The sequence below is a fragment of the Arthrobacter sp. ISL-95 genome, assembly GCF_018613695.1.
In the GTDB taxonomy this organism is placed as follows: Bacteria; Actinomycetota; Actinomycetes; order Actinomycetales; family Micrococcaceae; genus Arthrobacter.
Window position 1 is genome coordinate 350,070 of the sequence record NZ_JAGGPR010000008.1, and the last position, 16,109, is coordinate 366,178.

Genomic DNA, 16,109 nt, shown 5'->3' on the forward strand with positions numbered 1-16,109 from the left:
CACCCAAGTAGGTAGCCAGATTGGGTTACTCCACGTCCGCACTGGCCAGGTAGTAGTCCAGAAGCTGGGCGCAGCGGATGAAGCCCAGATGCGAGTACGCCTGAGGATGGTTGCCTAGGTGCGTTTCCGTTCCGGGATCGTACTCTTCCGGCAACAGGCCCGTAGGTCCGAACAGTGCCACCAACTGGTTGAACAGCTCCAAGGCGTCATCCAGGCGGCCAACGGCAAGGTAGGCCTCGATCAGCCAGGTGGTGCAAATGTGGAAGCCGCCCTCCAAACCCGGCAGGCCGTCGTCGTACCTGTACCTGAAAACGGTGGGCCCTACGCGCAACTCGCGTTCAACGGCCGTGACGGTATCCAGGAAGCGCTGATCCTGAACGTCCAGCAGGCCCGAGATCCCGATGTGGAGAACAGCGGCATCCAGGTCGGGGCTGTCATAGGCCACCGTGTAGGAAGCTGCGGACGAATCCCAACCCTCGTGCAGGACTTCCTCGCGGATGGTTTCGGCAGTGGGTGCCCAATCTGTATGAGGCGGGCGCCCATGCTGAGCGGCAGCCCGGATGGCCCGGTCCAGCGTGACCCAGCACATCACTTTGGTGTAAACGTGGTGCCTGGGCGGCTTTCTTGCTTCCCAAATCCCGTGGTCAGGTTCATGCCAGCGGGCCAGCACCGCATGGGCCATCTGCTCTATCAGGTACCAGTGTTCATCGGGCAGGAACCCGCGGCGCTCGGCAAGATCGTGGATCAGCTCGGCGATGGGTCCAAACACATCCAACTGCACCTGGTGGTCTGCCGCGTTGCCAATGCGCACGGGTCGCGAGCCAGCATAACCGGGCAGGCTTTCCACGATTGCTTCCGTGGAGAGCGGCGCCCCCGTCACCGAGTAGAGGGGGTGAAGCCACTCGGGTCCCGGCGCATTCTCGATGATGCGACCCAACCAGGCAAGGAACCCGTCGGCCTCCTGCGTGGAGCCCAACGACACCAGGGCATTCACGGTCATGGACCCGTCACGCAGCCAGCAATACCGGTAATCCCAGTTTCGGGTCCCGCCGATGCCCTCAGGCAGTGATGTGGTGGGCGCAGCCAACACAGCGCCGGTGGGCTCATGGACGAGCGACTTCAGCACCAAAGCCGAACGGCGCACCAACGACGTTTTGATGGTGGGCAGCTGCAAGGCCTTGATCCAATCACGCGAAGACTGCCCGACGGCGGTGCGCCGGTTTGGTTCGCCGCCCGGGTCTGCGGGTGGCGGCTCGGTGTCACCGCAACGAAGGTTCAGCACCACAGGCCCATGGTTGAGTGGAACTTCCGCGGTGGCCGTGGCGTACTTGCCGTCACTGGTGATCCGGAAAGGAACCCCGGGCGCGGAGAGGATGATGGGATCCGATGTACCCATGATGTGGACGTCGTCTCCCCGGATCTCCATGCTGAAGGGCGCGTTGGCGTAGTCCGGCCTGGGTGCGAAGACTACGCGTGCCATGCCCGTCCCGGAGAGTACCCGTACCAGGCTGGTGATACCTTCCGGCGTCGGCTCCAAGTAGTCGATCACCGTGACGTCAGCCCAGCGCGTCTCCACGATCATGGTGTTCTCCACATATCGCTGCGCCAGCACCTGCGATGGTTTCACCGGCTCTATGCTGAAATGACCGGCGGGTTCACCGCCAAGAATGTGGGCAAAAATGGATCCCGAATCCGGCAAGGGGTGGCTCATCCAACAAACCTTCGCGTCGGGGGTCAGCAATGCCGTGGAGCTCCCGTTGCCGATCATGGAATGCCGTTCCAGCCCCACCGCATCCTCGCCGAACAGCCATGCCCGCCGCAGCTCGAACAACAAGGCCAGCACGCGCGCAAAAGCTTCCGGGTCCGCAATGGTGTGCGCCGCCGTCGTATCCCCCGTACCCACATGAAGGCCCAGGTCCGGTCCGCGCAGGGTGGCGAGTGCTTTTTCGTCACTCTCGGCGTCACCTGCGTAAAGCGCGGCGCTGACCCCGAGCCGTGCGCGCAGCTGCTCAAGCGCTTGGCCTTTGGCCGGCTCCTCCACGGTGAGGTCCAAAACGGTGCCGTCGATGATGAAGTAGAGACCGAACTCGATGGCGATATGCTGCGAAAGGAAAATCACCCGTTCCACTACCTCGGGTGTGGCCGGCCGGGTATGCACCGCCATACCCACTGGCTTACGGACTACGCTGATGCCCTTCTCAAAGCCCACCGCCTCGGTCAACGCCGTAGCCACCTGTTGGAGCAACTGTTCCGTGGCCAGAGACAGGGTGTAGGCATAGCCCATGTCGAATTCCATACCGTGGGAACCCACCAGGTGGACCTCGGCAGGAAGACGGGAAACCGCTGCAAGATCCCGCAATGACCGTCCGGAGATGACGGCCGTGTGCGTGTTGGGCAAGGCAGCGAGCGCCCGGAGCGCCACCGCCGCGCTATCTAACGGCAACGTTTCCGTAGACACGCCTTCTGCGGAGCAAAGCGTCCCGCCATAGTTGCACGCCACCAGCAGGCCGGGGACTCGGGCCAATGCCCTCAGTTCCGAGAACAGTTGCGGCGTAATGCCGTTCTCCGCGTCGGACTGGAGGACGGTACGAAGAAGGCCAAGCGGGAGCGATTTCATGAGCAGCGCCGAGTCGGCCACTGCTTGGTTCAGGTGCGTAGGCATGGCGAATCCTTCCGAAGCGGATAGCTACAGTTTCCGCCCGCACGGTTTCGCTTGACTACCTAGTAGATTGCAAATGCGTAAAGCTTTTCCTTGGATTTATGCGCGAAGGTCCCGCACCCGTGCGCAATGGTTCTTCCTACCGGCTCGGGGGCGGGACCTGACGCAACGGCTAGGCCGCGAACGTGTCCGCGATGTCCAGGACGTCGTCCAGAATGGCCAGTCCCGCCCGGGCATCCTCAACACTGATATTGCACGGCGGAACAACATGGATCCGGTTGAAGTTGGCAAAAGGGATCAGTCCGCGCGACTTGCAGGCTGCCACGAGGTGGTTCATCTCGGGGCTGGAAGAACCGTAGGGAGCCAGCGGTTCGCGGCTGGCGCGGTCCTTGACCAGCTCGATGGCCCAGAAAACGCCCCGGCCCCGCACTTCGCCCACGGACTGGTGGCGTTCGGCGAAACCTGCGAGCGCCGGCCCGATCACGTCGTTGCCCAGAGTTGCCGCGTGCTGCACCATGCCTTCGCGTTCCATGGCGTTGATGGTGGCGACGGCGGCCGCGGTAGCCAGCGGGTGGCCGGAGTAGGTCAGCCCGCCGGGATAGGCGCGAGTACCAAAGGTGGCTGCGATTTCCGGGCTGATGGCTACGCCGCCCAACGGTACGTAGCCGGAGTTCACGCCTTTCGCGAAGGTGATCAGGTCCGGGACAACATCAAAATGCTCCACGGCGAACCACTTGCCCGTACGTCCGAAGCCGGCCATGACCTCGTCCGCGATCAGGACGATGCCGTGTTTGGTGCACAGTTCCCGCACGCCCTGCATGTAGTCAATCGGCGGAACGTAGATCCCGGCCGTCCCGGGGATGCTCTCCAGCATGATTGCCGCGATGCTGGACGGACCTTCGAACTCGATGAGCTGTTCCAGGTGTTCCAAGGCCCGTTGGGCTTCCTCCGCCTCGGTGGTGGAGTGGAACGCCGTGCGGTAGAGGTATGGCGGGAAGAAGTGCAGGGTGCCCGTGGAGGCGTTGTCGCTGGCCCACCGCCGGGGGTCACCGGTGATATTGACGGCCAAGTGCGTCCCGCCGTGATAGGAGCGGTAAGCGGAAAGGACCTTGTGGCGGCCCGTGTGCAGCCTGGCCATCCGGACCGCGTGCTCGTTGGCATCCGCCCCGCCGTTGGTGAAGAAGATCCGGTCCAGCTCCCCCGGGGTTCGCTCGGCGATCAACCGCGCGGCCTCCGATCGGGCGTCGTTGACGTAGCCGGGAGCAATGGTGCACAGCTTGGCCGCCTGCGCGGCGATCGCTGCAACAACGGCCGGGTGTTGGTGTCCGATGTTGGTGTTGACCAGCTGGGAGGAGAAGTCCAGGTACTTGTTGCCCTCGCCATCCCAGACGTGCGAGCCCTCTGCTGCGCTGATAACCATGGGATCCAATGTGTCCTGGGCGGACCAGGAGTGGAAGACGTGTTTGCGGTCCAGCTCATAGGCGCGCTGCGCTGCCTGGCGGTCCGTCTGTGGTGGTTCAAGGATGGTGGTCATGGTGGTTGTCCTGACGTCGGCGCTGAGGAGTTTTGGGGAACGCTTAGGAGTTCTGTGGGAAGCCGAGGTTGATCCCGCCGTGGCTGGGATCCAGCCAGCGTGTGGTCACTGCCTTGCCCCGGGTGAAGAAGCCAACGCCTTCAGAGCCGTGGGCATGGGTGTCGCCGAACAGGGAGTTCTTCCATCCGCCGAAGGAGTAGTACGCCATGGGCACCGGGACGGGGACGTTGATGCCCACCATTCCCACCTCAACCTCGTTCTCGAAGCGGCGGGCCGCACCGCCGTCGTTCGTGAAAATCGCGGTGCCGTTGCCGTACGGATTGGCGTTGATGGTGGCCAGGGCGTCGTCGTAGCTGTCCACCCGGACCACCGAGAGCACGGGCCCGAAGATCTCTTCCTGGTAGATGGACATGTCCGTGGAGACATGATCGAAGAGGGTGGGGCCCACGAAGAACCCGTCGCCTTCCGCGTCCGGAATGACGCCGCGGCCGTCGACGACGAGCGTGGCACCTGACGCTTCACCGGCATCGACGTATCCCGAGACCTTGTCCCTATGCTGGGACGTCACCAAGGGGCCCATATCGCAACCACGCATTCCGTCACCGGTACGCAGGGTTCGGGCACGATCCGCGATCTTATCCACCAACGCATCGGCAATGTCACCCACGGCCAGGAGCGCTGAGACAGCCATGCACCGTTCACCGGCGGAACCGAACCCGGCGTTGATGGCGGCGTCGGCAGCAAGGTCAAGATCGGCGTCGGGCAGGACAATCATGTGGTTCTTCGCACCGCCAAGCGCCTGAACCCGCTTGCCGTGGGCTGTGGCGGTCTCGTAGACGTACTTGGCGATCGGCGTGGAGCCCACGAAGGAAACGGCCTTGACGTCGGGGTGGGTCAGCAGGGTATCCACTGCTACTTTGTCGCCGTGAAGGACGTTGAAGACGCCGTTGGGCAGGCCGGCTTCCTTCCAGAGCTCGGCCACCCAATTGACGGCCGTGGGGTCCTTCTCGCTGGGCTTGATGATCACGGTATTGCCTGCGGCGATCGCAATGGGGAAGAACCACATAGGGACCATTGCCGGAAAGTTGAACGGGCTGATGATTGCCACGGGACCCAGTGCTTGGCGGATGGAGTGGATGTCCACCTTGGTGGAGGCGTTTTCGGTGTAACTGCCCTTGAGCAGGTGCGGGATACCGCAGGCGAATTCCACCACTTCCTGGCCGCGGCTTACCTCGCCCAGAGCATCGTCCAGGACCTTGCCGTGCTCGGAGGTGATGATCGCGGCGAGCTCGTCCTTGCGGGAGTTGAGAAGCTCACGGAAAGCGAAAAGGACCTGGGTTCGGCGGGCCAACGAGGTATCCCGCCATGCCGGGAAGGCGGCTTTGGCAGCGGCGACGGCGGCGTTGCCCTCCTCCACGCCGGCCACAGCAACCTGCCCGGTTACCTTTCCTGTGGCCGGGTTGGTGACGGGAGCGGTGCGGTCTCCGGCCGGGACGTAGCTGCCGTTGATCCAGTGCTCGATGGTGTTCAAGAGTTCTCCTTGATGCGGTGTCGTGTGAAGCCTGGAATCAGTCTGTTCGCCGCTGAGCGACTGCAGAAGAGCCCTTGTGTAAGAGAATTGTTGGAGAGCCTTACACTGTGTAAATGCTGCCCACCGTCAGTGCCATCCTTGACCTTCCCGTGTTGCGAGCCGCCGCACCCACTGTGCTCGGCGGCGCTCACAGCTTGGACGCACCTGTTCGCTGGGTTCACGTCAGCGAAGTCCTCGACGTCGGAGGCCTTCTGTCAGGCGGGGAATTGGTGCTGACCACGGGACTGGAGCTGGAGAAGTCCCCTGAAGAGTCGGCGTCGTTCATCCGTTCGTTGGAAGCTGCCGGAGCGGCCGGACTGATCGTGGAACTCGTAGGCCACCGGCCCCGCAGTCGGAAGGCCCTGGAAAGAGCGGCCCGTACCGCATCAATGCCCGTGGTTGTGGTGGAACAGCGAGTCAGGTTTGTTCAAGTCACGGAGATCGTCCACAGGATGATCGTGGCCGAACAACTGGAGCGCGTGGAACGTGCCCGGGACGTCCATGAAGCGTTCACCGTGCTGAGCTTGGAAAGTGCCGACACCCAACGTGTGGTGGAGCAAGCGGCCACCATGATCGGTGCTTCGGTAGTGCTGGAGGACCTTTCGCATCTGGTTCTCGCCTACGCGGGGCAGCGGGTATCCACCACGGATCTTCTGCATGATTGGGAAAGACGATCCCGGACTACGCCCTTCCCGGCGCACACCGGACGATCCGGACCGGAGCACTGGCTCCAAGCGGCAGTGGGGGTTCGTCAACAAGTGTGGGGCAGGTTGGTGGTGCCCATGCCCCCGGCTGCTTTGGACGCTGATGACGACATGGCCATCATGGTTCTGGAGCGGGCGGCCCAGACCTTGGCCATCAACCGTCTGGCGGATCGGGATCAACGCGAGCTCAGCCACCACGCACAAGCCGGACTCCTCAACGCACTCCGCCAGCCCCGGGGACTCAGTGAAGCCGAGGCGCTGGCACGCGCCGGTTCCCTGGGGTTGAAGCGCTCGTCCTACTACGTCCCGATCGTTTTCAGGACCGCACTCCCAGCCTGGGGCTCGGCCATCCTTCCCGGTGACCCCTTCGCCGGGCAGCAGGACGAGCGCGAACTTCTTGAACGGCTGGCCAAGGGATTGAAGTCCAGCGCGGGGACAGCCTTGGCGGCAAGCATCCAGTCCGGTTCCGTAGGGATGATTCTCGCCCTCCCCGCCCGGAAGCAGGAGGAGCCTACGCTCCACGTCCTCGCCGATGCAGCCGCCGGTCCGTCGGTTGAAGCGGCATCCCCTGCATGGATCATCGGCGTTGGCCGCATGAAGGCAACGCTCTTGGAGGCCGCAGCAGGCATCGACGAAGCAGCCCATGTGGCCGAAAGCGCTGCCACGCTCCGGGACGCGGGCAAGCCCTACTTCCGCGCTACGGACGTACGCCTTCGCGGGCTGCTGGCCCTCTTGCGCAAAGATCCCCGCGTTCAGCAATTCGTGGAATCGGAGTTGTCCGCCGTCCTCCAAGCGGACGCCGAGGGCAAAGGCGAATACCTGGAACTGCTGGGGCTTTACCTCGGATCCGGTGGCAACAAGGCTGCCATGGCACGCAGCGGATATCTGAGCCGGCCCACGCTATACGCCCGGCTCGCCAAACTGGAGGAACTACTGGGCGCGGACCTGGACGACGCCGAATCGCGGACCTCATTGCATGTGGCGCTCCTGGCGCACCTCATCCGGGGACAGTGAGCGGCGCGTCAGGCCCTACGCGCTCACCAGCCCGGCAACCTCGGCCACGAGTTCCACCGACCGCAGGCGCTCTTCGGTGCCGATGCTTTGGTGCGCCACAATCAGTTCATCGGCGTCGGCGAACGCCGCAAACTCGTCCAGGTATTCGCGCACCACGTCTTTGGTACCTACGGCGGAGAACTTCATCATCTGGGCGATGTGCTGGCCCTGGGGGGAATCAAGCACCATGTCCGCCTCGTCATCAGTGAACTCACGGCCGCCACCAAAGAAGAGCGAGACGCGGGCGCGCTTCACAGCGAGATGGATGGCCTGCGCCTCGGCGTTGGAGTCCGCGGCAGTGACGTTCACACCGGCAATCACGTGGGGCTCGGACAACTGATCCGAGGGCTTGAATTCGCGGCGGTAAACGGCAACAGCGTCCTGCAGCGCGGCGGGCGCAAAGTGTGAAGCGAAAGCGTAAGGAAGACCCAATTGGGCGGCCAGCTGGGCGCCGAACAGCGAAGACCCCAGGATGTACAGCGGCACGTTGGTGCCCTTGCCCGGCGTCGCTTCAACACCTTGGATGCGGGTGGGACCGGTGAGGTAGCCCTGCAGTTCCAGAACGTCCTGCGGGAATCTGTCCGAGGACGTGTGGTCGCGGCGCAGCGCGCGCATGGTGTTCTGGTCGCTGCCGGGGGCACGGCCCAAGCCAAGATCGATCCGTCCCGGGTGCAGCGTCTCCAAGGTGCCGAACTGCTCAGCGATGGTCAGCGGCGAGTGGTTCGGCAGCATCACACCTCCTGCGCCGAGGCGGATGGTGTTGGTGTGCGCGGCGACGTGGGCGATCAAGACGCTCGTAGCGGAGGAGGCAATCGCCGACATGTTGTGGTGCTCGGCGTACCAAACGCGGCGGTACCCCAGCTCTTCGGCTTTCTGCGCCATGGCAACACTGCCCGCCAGGCTTTCCGCCACCGTCTGGCCCTTCCCGATGGTTGCCAGGTCGAGGATGGAAAGAGGAACAGTCACAGGAAGGCCTTTCGGTACGTTTTGGTGTCCGCACGGTTGATTGCCGGGCACTCTAGCGACAACGACGGCGGCACCCGGCTTATTTCTGTGAGTTGCGTCGCGCATTCCATTCATGCGGTTTCGGAGCAGTTTTGTGACCCTGTTCGACGCCCGATTAACCGCCGTGAACCCCTGTATCCCAGCGTTTCAGACCGCTTTGACCCACTCCCGGACGCTGCCGGATAGTTGCAGCCACAAGTACGCATCAGACCTCCCTGTCGCGACGATCAGGGGAACCCAAGGAGACACAATGGCACGCTTTGCTCTCAAGACCGGCGCCACCGCGGCGCTGGCCGCTACGGCGTTACTGGGGCTGGCTGCCTGCTCCGATCCTGGGGCGACCGCCGCAACGGGGGCCTCCGCCCCGCAGGGATCGGCAAGCGCGAACGCTTCCTCCAGCACCAAAGAGTTCAACCTGACTCCGCAGCAGGATCGCATCAAGGTGACGGTAGACTCTGCCGCGGCGGCCCTGGTTCCTGACGCCATCAAGGCCGACGGCAAACTGACCGTGGTGACCACCGGCGGCACTCCCCCGTTGAGCACCTTCGCCACGGATAACAAGACCCTCATTGGCAGCGAAGTGGATATTGCCTATGCCGTGGGCGAGAGCCTTGGCCTTCAGGTTGAGGTGCTGCCGGTGGCGTGGGCGGACTGGCCGCTGGGTGTCGAATCCGGCAAGTACGAGGCCGTTCTCTCCAACGTCACGGTCACCGAGGCACGCAAGGAGAAGTTCGATTTCGCCACGTACCGCAATGACCTTTTGGGCTTCTATGCGAAAACCGACTCGGACATAGCACCCATCAAGGAAGCCAAGGATGTGGCCGGCAAGCGGATCGTGGTTGGTTCGGGCACCAACCAGGAAGCCATCCTGGTGCGCTGGGACGAGGAGAACAAGAAGAACGGCTTGAAGCCGGTTGAGTTCCAGTATTACGACGACGACTCAGCCTCCCAGCTCGCCCTCCAGTCAGGCCGTGCGGACCTGACGTTCGGACCCAACGCGTCCGCGGCCTACAAGGCCGCCAAAGACGGGAAGACCAAGGAAGTGGGCACGCTGGAAGGCGGCTGGCCGCTGAAGGCTGAAATTGCTTTCACCACCCAGAAGGGCAACGGCCTGGCTGTGGCGGCCCAGGCTGCACTCAACACCCTCATCAAGGACGGAAGCTACGCCAAGATCCTGGACCGTTGGGGCCTCTCCTCCGAGGCGGTTCCCACGTCCGAGCTGAACCCGGCAGGTCTGCCCAAGAAGTAGGAATCGCTATGGCAGGGCAACCTGCCGACGCCGAATACCCGCCGACCCAACTGAGTCGCAGTTGAGGTCGTTCTGAGCGCTCAAAACGCGCGCTACTGCGACTCAGTTGGGTGGGGCTAGAAGTGGGCGGGATCGGTGTTGGCTCCGCAGAGGATCACCGCCACGGTCTCGCCGTCGTTCGGCTTGTACGCTCCGGAAAGCAACGCCGCGTAGGCCGCCGCGGCACCATGCTCCACTACAATGCGGTGCTTCTCCCACAGGGCACGGCGTGCTTGGACAATGTCCTCGTCCGTAACCAACAGGCTCCGCACACCGGTACGCCGGGCAACTCCAAAGCCAATCTCACCGATCCGCCGGGCCCCGAGGGAATCCGCGGCGATGCCGGACACGGCTACATCCACCGGCTCACCTTGGGCCAACGCGGTGTGCAGGGTGGGGACCGTCTCGGGTTCCACGCCCACCACCTGCGCCCTGCCTTCGGCGGCCGCAGCAATGCCACCCATCAACCCGCCGCCGCCCACGGCAACGAGGATGGTATCGACGTCGGGCAGTTCGTCCAGCAACTCGAGCCCCACGCCACCCGCGCCAGCCACGATCTCGGGCTGATCATAAGCGTGGCAGTAGACGGCACCCTTATCCTCGGCGAAGCGGATCGCGGCGGCATAGGCCTCCGCGTACTCGGCGCCGCCCTGGACCACTGTGGCACCGATTGCGTAGAGCTTATGGACCTTGTTTGCCGGAGCCGACTCCGGGACAAACACAGTTGCCGGGACCCCAAGTTTGGCCGCTGCGTAGGCATTGGCCAGGCCGGCATTGCCACCGGAAGCCACCACGACGCCCACCTCCGGGTTGAGCTCACCGTTTTCCTTCGCCGTGAGGAGCCTGTTGAAAGCTCCGCGCGCTTTGAAGGAGCCGGTGTGCTGCATGTACTCGCATTTGAACCACAGGTGATAGGTCTCCTGGTCGCCGCTCTCGGCCAGCGGCGTATGGCGAACCCACCCTGCCGTCCGTGAGTACGCTGCTTCTACTTCTTCGCGTGTGACCATCGTGGCTGCACCTTTCGTCCGTTTCATCCTATGGTTTGCGTGGGCGGGCGCCTGCCTTCCCGGCATAGGCTTGTCCCCATGTCTGTTGACTTCGTTCTTCGCCCCACTGTTGCCACCGATGCCGCCTGGATTGCAGAACTGCGCGCCGTGGTGATGCGTCCGGACCTCGAACGGTTGCAGCGTTTCGATCCTGTTCGGGTCCGCGAGCGCTTCCTGAACGGCTTCGAGCCCGAGCACACGTACATCATCCATTCGGACGGCGTGGACGCGGGCGTGATCGCTATTCGCCCCGAACCGGACAGCCGATGGATTGAGCACTTCTACGTGGCTCCGGCGCATCAGGGCAAAGGGCTGGGCAGTGCCGTGCTCCGCCACGTGATGTCGGCTTCTGTGGATGAGCGCCCGTTCCGTCTGGACGTGTTGCAAGGAAGCCCGGCCCGTCGCCTCTACGAGCGCCACGGCTTCGTGCTGGAATCCGAGGACCCCATTGACGTGTTCATGGTGGCTCCCGTCAAGCCCTGACTCCCAGGACGGATGTGCGGTACCCTCAGCACACACCACGCGGCTATGACGCGATACTTTCCGGGGGGAAACATGGGGATCTTTCAGGCGCGCTCGTTGAGGCGCACTATCACCACCGCACTTGCAATGGGACTACTTGGCTCCGGGCTGCTCGCTGCCGGTCCAGCCACTGCTGCGTCCCAGCCCACGCCGTTCATCGACGGCGTTCCGTACGTCGGCTCGGAGATGAGGCGGCAGTACAACTACGACTACTGGGGCTGCAGGAACCCGGACGGTTCCGGGGACGCGATCACCCTGGAATGGTTGCGCGACGGCGAACCTCTCCCTGCCGAGCGTCAAGGTGAGACTTTGCGTGTCCTCCCTGAAGACCTGGGCAGCCGCATCTCCTTGAGGGTGTACCCGCTCACCCCTGGCGAACCAGGCTGCCCCACCGGATCACAACTCAGCGCTGAGACCAAGCCCATCAAGGCCTCCAGCCGCGCAATGGGCTGGACGGGACGCGGCAATTTTGAACCTCTGGCCCGCACCGACGACGGCAGGCTCGTCCTGTATCCGCGTACCTACACCTATTACAAGGGCATGTGCGAGGGCCCGTGCCCGGTCTACTTCGGTTCCTGGGATGAACCCCGGCAGGTGGGTGCCGGCTGGAACATGTTCAACATCGTCTTCTCTCCCGGAGATTTCGATGGTGATGGATTCAACGATCTCCTGGCAAGGAACGCGTCCGGCCAGCTGTTCCTCTACCTCGGTGACGGCGACGGCGGCTGGCTCCCCACCCGTCAGGTGGGTGCAGGGTGGAACGTCTTCGATTCGATCGTGGGACCCGGAGATTTCAACGGCGACGGCACCAACGACGTCCTGGCCAGAAATGCCGCCGGCGACTTGTTCCTCTACCCCGGTGACGGCGACGGCGGCTGGCTCGCCCCGTCCAAAGTGGGTTGGGGCTGGCAGGTCATGGACAAGATCATCCCCGGCGGCGACATGAACGGTGACGGCACCGTTGAGGTCTTCGGCCGGGACCACGCTGGCGGTCTTCAGCTGTACTCAGCCAACGGTCAAGGCGGCTGGGGCGCCCAAGCGTTCATGGGGGGCGGCTGGAACGACTTCCGGAGCGTCGCGGGCATGGGCAGTTACGCGCACCAGAAGTACAACAACCTTGCAGCCGTCAACCAGAACGGTGACCTGGTGTTGTATTCCACGGGTGCCGCCACTACAGGCCTCTATGGACCGTACGGGCCCGTGGGCAATGGCTGGAACGTGTTCCGCGAGCTCCTCTAGTAAACCACTACAGCGGCTGGCTACCCACCGTCAGTTGCAAGCTGACTGTCCCGCGCGAAACGTCGACGACGGCGGCACTCGAGCCGCCGTCGTCGGGCGCCATTGCGTCGGGCGCCATTGCGTCGGGCGCTTTTGCAGTGTGGCGAGGCTGAAAGCCGAGCCGCCGCAGCAAGTTCTTCAGCAGGCGTTCAGCCTTCATCAGACGTGCGCCGGCTCTCCGGACCGCACCGGCGTCTCCAGCCCCAGGTTTTCGCGCAGCGTGGTGCCCCGGTATTCCGTCGGGTAGACGCCGCGTTCCTGGAGCTCCGGCACCAAGTGGTTGACAATGTCATCCAAACCTGTGGGGATGAGCCACGGTGAAATGTTGAAGCCATCCACGGCGCCAACCCGCGCATATTCGGCGAGGTGGTCCGCCACGGCGGTGTAGGAGCCGGTAAAGGTGGAGTCGATTCGTGCCGTCTTGGACGTGACGAATTGGCGGATGGAGAGGCCCTTGTCTTTGGCCTCGGCCCTCCACTGATCCGCAAGCTGGCGGGCCTTCGCACCGTGGAAGCCGCTGCCGCGTGTCTCCGAGGTTTCCTCCACCACGGGGTCGATCTCCGGCAGGGGGCCATCGGGGTCATAGGAAGAGAGTTCCCGGCCCCAGAACTGTTCCAGGTAGGCGATGGCCTGCTGCGGACCGATCTGCAAGCTGCGGACCCACGCCTTCTTCTCCTGCGCTTCCTGATCGGTGGCGCCCAGGATGAACTCACTGGCAGGCATGATCTGCACGGCGCTAGCACCGCGGCCGGCGGCGATGGAGCGTGCCACAATATCGCGGCGGAACTCCACAGCGTCATCGAACTTGGGGTGGGCGGAGAAGATCACGTCTGCCTGGCGGGCTGCGAAGTCGCGGCCGTCCGGGGAATCGCCGGCCTGGAAGAGCACCGGGCGGTACTGGGCGCTGCGCAGCAGGCGCGGGGTGACGTCAACGGTGTAGTGCTGGCCTTCGTGGTGGACTCGCCGGGCGGGTCCGGTGGGAGTTTCCCACGAGTCCCAAAGGCGCTTGGAGGTTTCCACAAACGCTTCGGCGTGCTTGTAACGGTCGGCGTGGTCCAGGTAACCACCGCGACGGAAATTCGCACCGGTCCAGGCGTTGTCCGTGGTGACGATGTTCCAAGCAGCCCGGCCGCCCGAGATCAGATCCAGTGAGGACAAGCGGTGTGCCAGGTCAGCGGGGTCGTTATACGTGGTGTTTTGTGTGGCCACCAAACCGATGTTCTTGGTCACCGCGGCGAGCGCGGCAAGCATGGTCTGGGCATCGGGCCTGCCCACCACATCGAGTGCATGCGGACGGCCGAGGTGCTCACGCAGGCGCAGCCCTTCGCCCAGGAAAAAGGCGGCGAACTTACCGCGCTCGGCGGTTTGAGCGATGTGGCGGAAGGATTCGAAGTCCGTCTGCGAGCCCGCTTGGGGTGCCTTCCAGATGGTGCCGGAGTTGACTCCTTGGAAGAAGATTCCGAACTGGATCTGGCCGCTCGGCTGGAAGATATCGCGTGTCATGGTGTTCCCCTACTTTTCGGCGGCAACAGTGGCCGCGGCAGTGGTTGAATAGCGGTTCTCCGCCGGTGCAAGGCCGAGGACATCGCGGAACGTGCCGTCCTGGATCGGCGGCCGCAAGGCCCCGCGGCGGCGCAGCTCCGGGAGGACGAGCCGTGAAAGTTCTTCCAGCTCCACGTCCAGGACAGCCGTGTGGAGTCGAACGCCGTCGGCTTCCTGGAGCAGCGAGTCAAGCAGTTCGGTGAGGTCTGCTGCGGAACCGACGAACCGGGCCGGGCCACTTTCCTGAGACGTCAAGGCGCGTAACTCCGCAGCCTGCCCGCGCGAGTCCAAAACGACGTCGAGCTCGGCAACAATCGCCACCGAAGCACCAAGCCGGGCCCGCGCGTCGCGGATCTCGGCGGCCAGCAGTTCCGGCGTCGGAGCGGACACCAGCACGGCGTCCACGGCATCGGCCGGAACCAAGCCCTCGCCCACCAGCGACGCCGCGGCGAGCACCGGCAGCTGCCCTTGGAGCGGCCTTGGAATGATGGACGGGCCCTTCACCGAATATGCGGGGCCGGCGAAGTCCGCGGGAGTTTCGAAGTCCGCGTAGTGCAGCTTGTCCACGTCGATGTAGCGCCCTGTGGCGACGTCGCGGATCACGGCGTCGTCTTCCCAGGAATCCCACAAGCGGCGGCTCACCTCTATGGACGCGGCGGCTTCCTGAGCCAACGCCTCACCCTGAACAAAGGAACGTCCGACGGCGGCAGCAGCCTCGCGCGACTCCGCTGCGGTAGCGATCCACCCGGCCCGGCCTCCGGACACGTAGTCCAGGCTGGCGAGTTGCGTGGACACGTGGAAAGGCTCCGTGTAGACGGTATCCACCTCAGGGACCACCGCGATGGTGCGGGTCACCGGCCCGGCAAAGGCGGCGCGCTGCAGGGCGTTGGTCCGTCCGGCTTCCGGCGTGTCCTTGAAGGTTGCCGCATGGAAACCGGCGGACTCGGCCGCGAGGACGGCGGTGGCAAGGTTTTCATACCCCGCGCCGTCAAGTTCAATGGCCAGGAAACCGGCCTTGCGTTCTTCGAAAGTACTCACTGCTGGTCCTGACGTTCGTAGGGAATCTTTTCGCCGGCTTCAATGGCCACCGGAAGCCGGTTTTCGGCGGGCGGCAACGGGCAGGTGGCGAGGTCGGTATAGGCGCAGGGCAGATTGACGGCCCGGTTGAAGTCGAGTTCCACGGAACCGTCAGCTGCCGGGAGCACGGACAGCGAGCGATTGGCCGCATAGGTGGTTTTGCCGGAGGTCTGATCCGTGAACAGCACGGACAAGGATCCCGGCGCGTAACCGTTAAACGCGGTCAGCGCCAGCTCCTCGCCGGCCAGTTTGAAGCGAATCTCACCCGGAGCTTCGTAAACGTGCTGGATGCCCTCGACGGCGGCGCCCATCGTGGTGGGGCGCGGAGCCTCGAACGGGACGAACGTACCCGCCACGGCAAACGCAGCATTGGGCGTGTAGGCGGGCGTGCCCTGATACTCCTGCAGGAGGGTGTTGGCCGGGTTTCGCGGCCGCACAATGTACTCGCCGCCGCGCTTGGCCACCTCAATGACGGTGTCGCCGGAGACCAGGTTGATGCCACCGCGTTCCTCGATGGGCCCGAACTCCAATGTCTTGCCTGAGACGGTGTTCAGTTCAACGCCGTCTTGCTGCAGGCTTTCGCCCGGTTCCAGGACAACACGTACGACGTCGGCGTGCACACTCCACGCGCCCGGCGCACCTTCCAGCCGGGTGGCTTCGTTACTGAGCCAGTGCAGGTGGGTCACTGCGAGGAAGCCATGGGGGTGAGCACGGTGACGCTCGTGGGCGGCGTGCCATTCCTGCCATTCCTCGTCAAAGGATTCGAGGCCGTGGTGCGTGGGCCCACGACTGCCGGGTTCCCTGGCCGAGCTTGCGAGGTTAGTGGGCAGC

At 64.1% G+C, this 16,109-nt stretch carries 13 protein-coding genes; 4 read left to right on the plus strand and 9 right to left on the minus strand.

The annotated features are described in order from the left end of the window. Nucleotides 1-25: 25 nt before the first annotated feature. From J7I86_RS13780 to J7I86_RS13790, 3 genes are all read right to left on the minus strand, one after another. The gene (locus J7I86_RS13780; protein WP_214820668.1) at nucleotides 26-2,662 is read right to left on the minus strand and encodes a trehalase-like domain-containing protein; all 2,637 of its coding nucleotides are present in this window, start codon (nucleotides 2,660-2,662) and stop codon (nucleotides 26-28) included. Nucleotides 2,663-2,831: 169 nt separating this feature from the next. Next, nucleotides 2,832-4,193 (minus strand): aspartate aminotransferase family protein, encoded by a 1,362-nt coding sequence (locus J7I86_RS13785; protein WP_214820669.1) that lies wholly within the window; start codon nucleotides 4,191-4,193, stop codon nucleotides 2,832-2,834. Between the two features lie 43 nt (nucleotides 4,194-4,236). Next, a complete protein-coding gene (locus J7I86_RS13790) occupies nucleotides 4,237-5,724 on the minus strand; it encodes a CoA-acylating methylmalonate-semialdehyde dehydrogenase (protein ID WP_214820670.1) in 1,488 nt (495 codons plus the stop codon). Nucleotides 5,725-5,837: 113 nt separating this feature from the next. On the opposite strand from J7I86_RS13790, the gene J7I86_RS13795 reads away from it, so the two are divergent. Continuing rightward, nucleotides 5,838-7,481 (plus strand): PucR family transcriptional regulator, encoded by a 1,644-nt coding sequence (locus J7I86_RS13795; RefSeq protein WP_214820671.1) that lies wholly within the window; start codon nucleotides 5,838-5,840, stop codon nucleotides 7,479-7,481. Between the two features lie 15 nt (nucleotides 7,482-7,496). Here J7I86_RS13795 and J7I86_RS13800 read toward each other — a convergent pair whose 3' ends face one another. Beyond that, nucleotides 7,497-8,486 (minus strand): LLM class flavin-dependent oxidoreductase, encoded by a 990-nt coding sequence (locus J7I86_RS13800; RefSeq protein WP_214820672.1) that lies wholly within the window; start codon nucleotides 8,484-8,486, stop codon nucleotides 7,497-7,499. Between the two features lie 289 nt (nucleotides 8,487-8,775). Here J7I86_RS13800 and J7I86_RS13805 point away from each other — a divergent pair, with 289 nt between their 5' ends. Next, nucleotides 8,776-9,774: an ABC transporter substrate-binding protein gene (locus J7I86_RS13805; protein ID WP_214820674.1), complete on the plus strand. Its 999-nt coding sequence runs from the start codon at nucleotides 8,776-8,778 to the stop codon at nucleotides 9,772-9,774. A gap of 116 nt (nucleotides 9,775-9,890) precedes the next feature. Here the strand turns inward: J7I86_RS13805 and J7I86_RS13810 are convergent, their stop codons facing one another. Then, nucleotides 9,891-10,820: a threonine/serine dehydratase gene (locus J7I86_RS13810; protein WP_214820676.1), complete on the minus strand. Its 930-nt coding sequence runs from the start codon at nucleotides 10,818-10,820 to the stop codon at nucleotides 9,891-9,893. 78 nt (nucleotides 10,821-10,898) lie between these two features. Here J7I86_RS13810 and J7I86_RS13815 point away from each other — a divergent pair, with 78 nt between their 5' ends. After that, nucleotides 10,899-11,342, plus strand: coding sequence for a GNAT family N-acetyltransferase (locus tag J7I86_RS13815; RefSeq protein ID WP_214820678.1), 444 nt, complete (start codon nucleotides 10,899-10,901; stop codon nucleotides 11,340-11,342). A 72-nt stretch (nucleotides 11,343-11,414) separates the two neighbouring features. Beyond that, nucleotides 11,415-12,620, plus strand: coding sequence for a VCBS repeat-containing protein (locus J7I86_RS13820; protein ID WP_214820680.1), 1,206 nt, complete (start codon nucleotides 11,415-11,417; stop codon nucleotides 12,618-12,620). Nucleotides 12,621-12,627: 7 nt separating this feature from the next. Here J7I86_RS13820 and J7I86_RS13825 read toward each other — a convergent pair whose 3' ends face one another. Genes J7I86_RS13825 through J7I86_RS13840 form a run of 4 tightly spaced genes read right to left on the minus strand, consistent with a single transcriptional unit; the run spans nucleotide 12,628 to nucleotide 16,108 of the window. Continuing rightward, the gene (locus J7I86_RS13825) at nucleotides 12,628-12,819 is read right to left on the minus strand and encodes a hypothetical protein (protein ID WP_214820682.1); all 192 of its coding nucleotides are present in this window, start codon (nucleotides 12,817-12,819) and stop codon (nucleotides 12,628-12,630) included. Next, nucleotides 12,819-14,162 (minus strand): NtaA/DmoA family FMN-dependent monooxygenase, encoded by a 1,344-nt coding sequence (locus J7I86_RS13830; RefSeq protein ID WP_214820684.1) that lies wholly within the window; start codon nucleotides 14,160-14,162, stop codon nucleotides 12,819-12,821. Before J7I86_RS13830 ends, J7I86_RS13825 begins: the two co-directional genes overlap by 1 nt. A gap of 9 nt (nucleotides 14,163-14,171) precedes the next feature. Continuing rightward, nucleotides 14,172-15,239, minus strand: coding sequence for an LLM class flavin-dependent oxidoreductase (locus tag J7I86_RS13835; RefSeq protein WP_214820686.1), 1,068 nt, complete (start codon nucleotides 15,237-15,239; stop codon nucleotides 14,172-14,174). Further along, nucleotides 15,236-16,108, minus strand: coding sequence for a DUF1684 domain-containing protein (locus tag J7I86_RS13840; protein ID WP_214820744.1), 873 nt, complete (start codon nucleotides 16,106-16,108; stop codon nucleotides 15,236-15,238). Before J7I86_RS13840 ends, J7I86_RS13835 begins: the two co-directional genes overlap by 4 nt. Nucleotide 16,109: the final 1 nt, after the last annotated feature.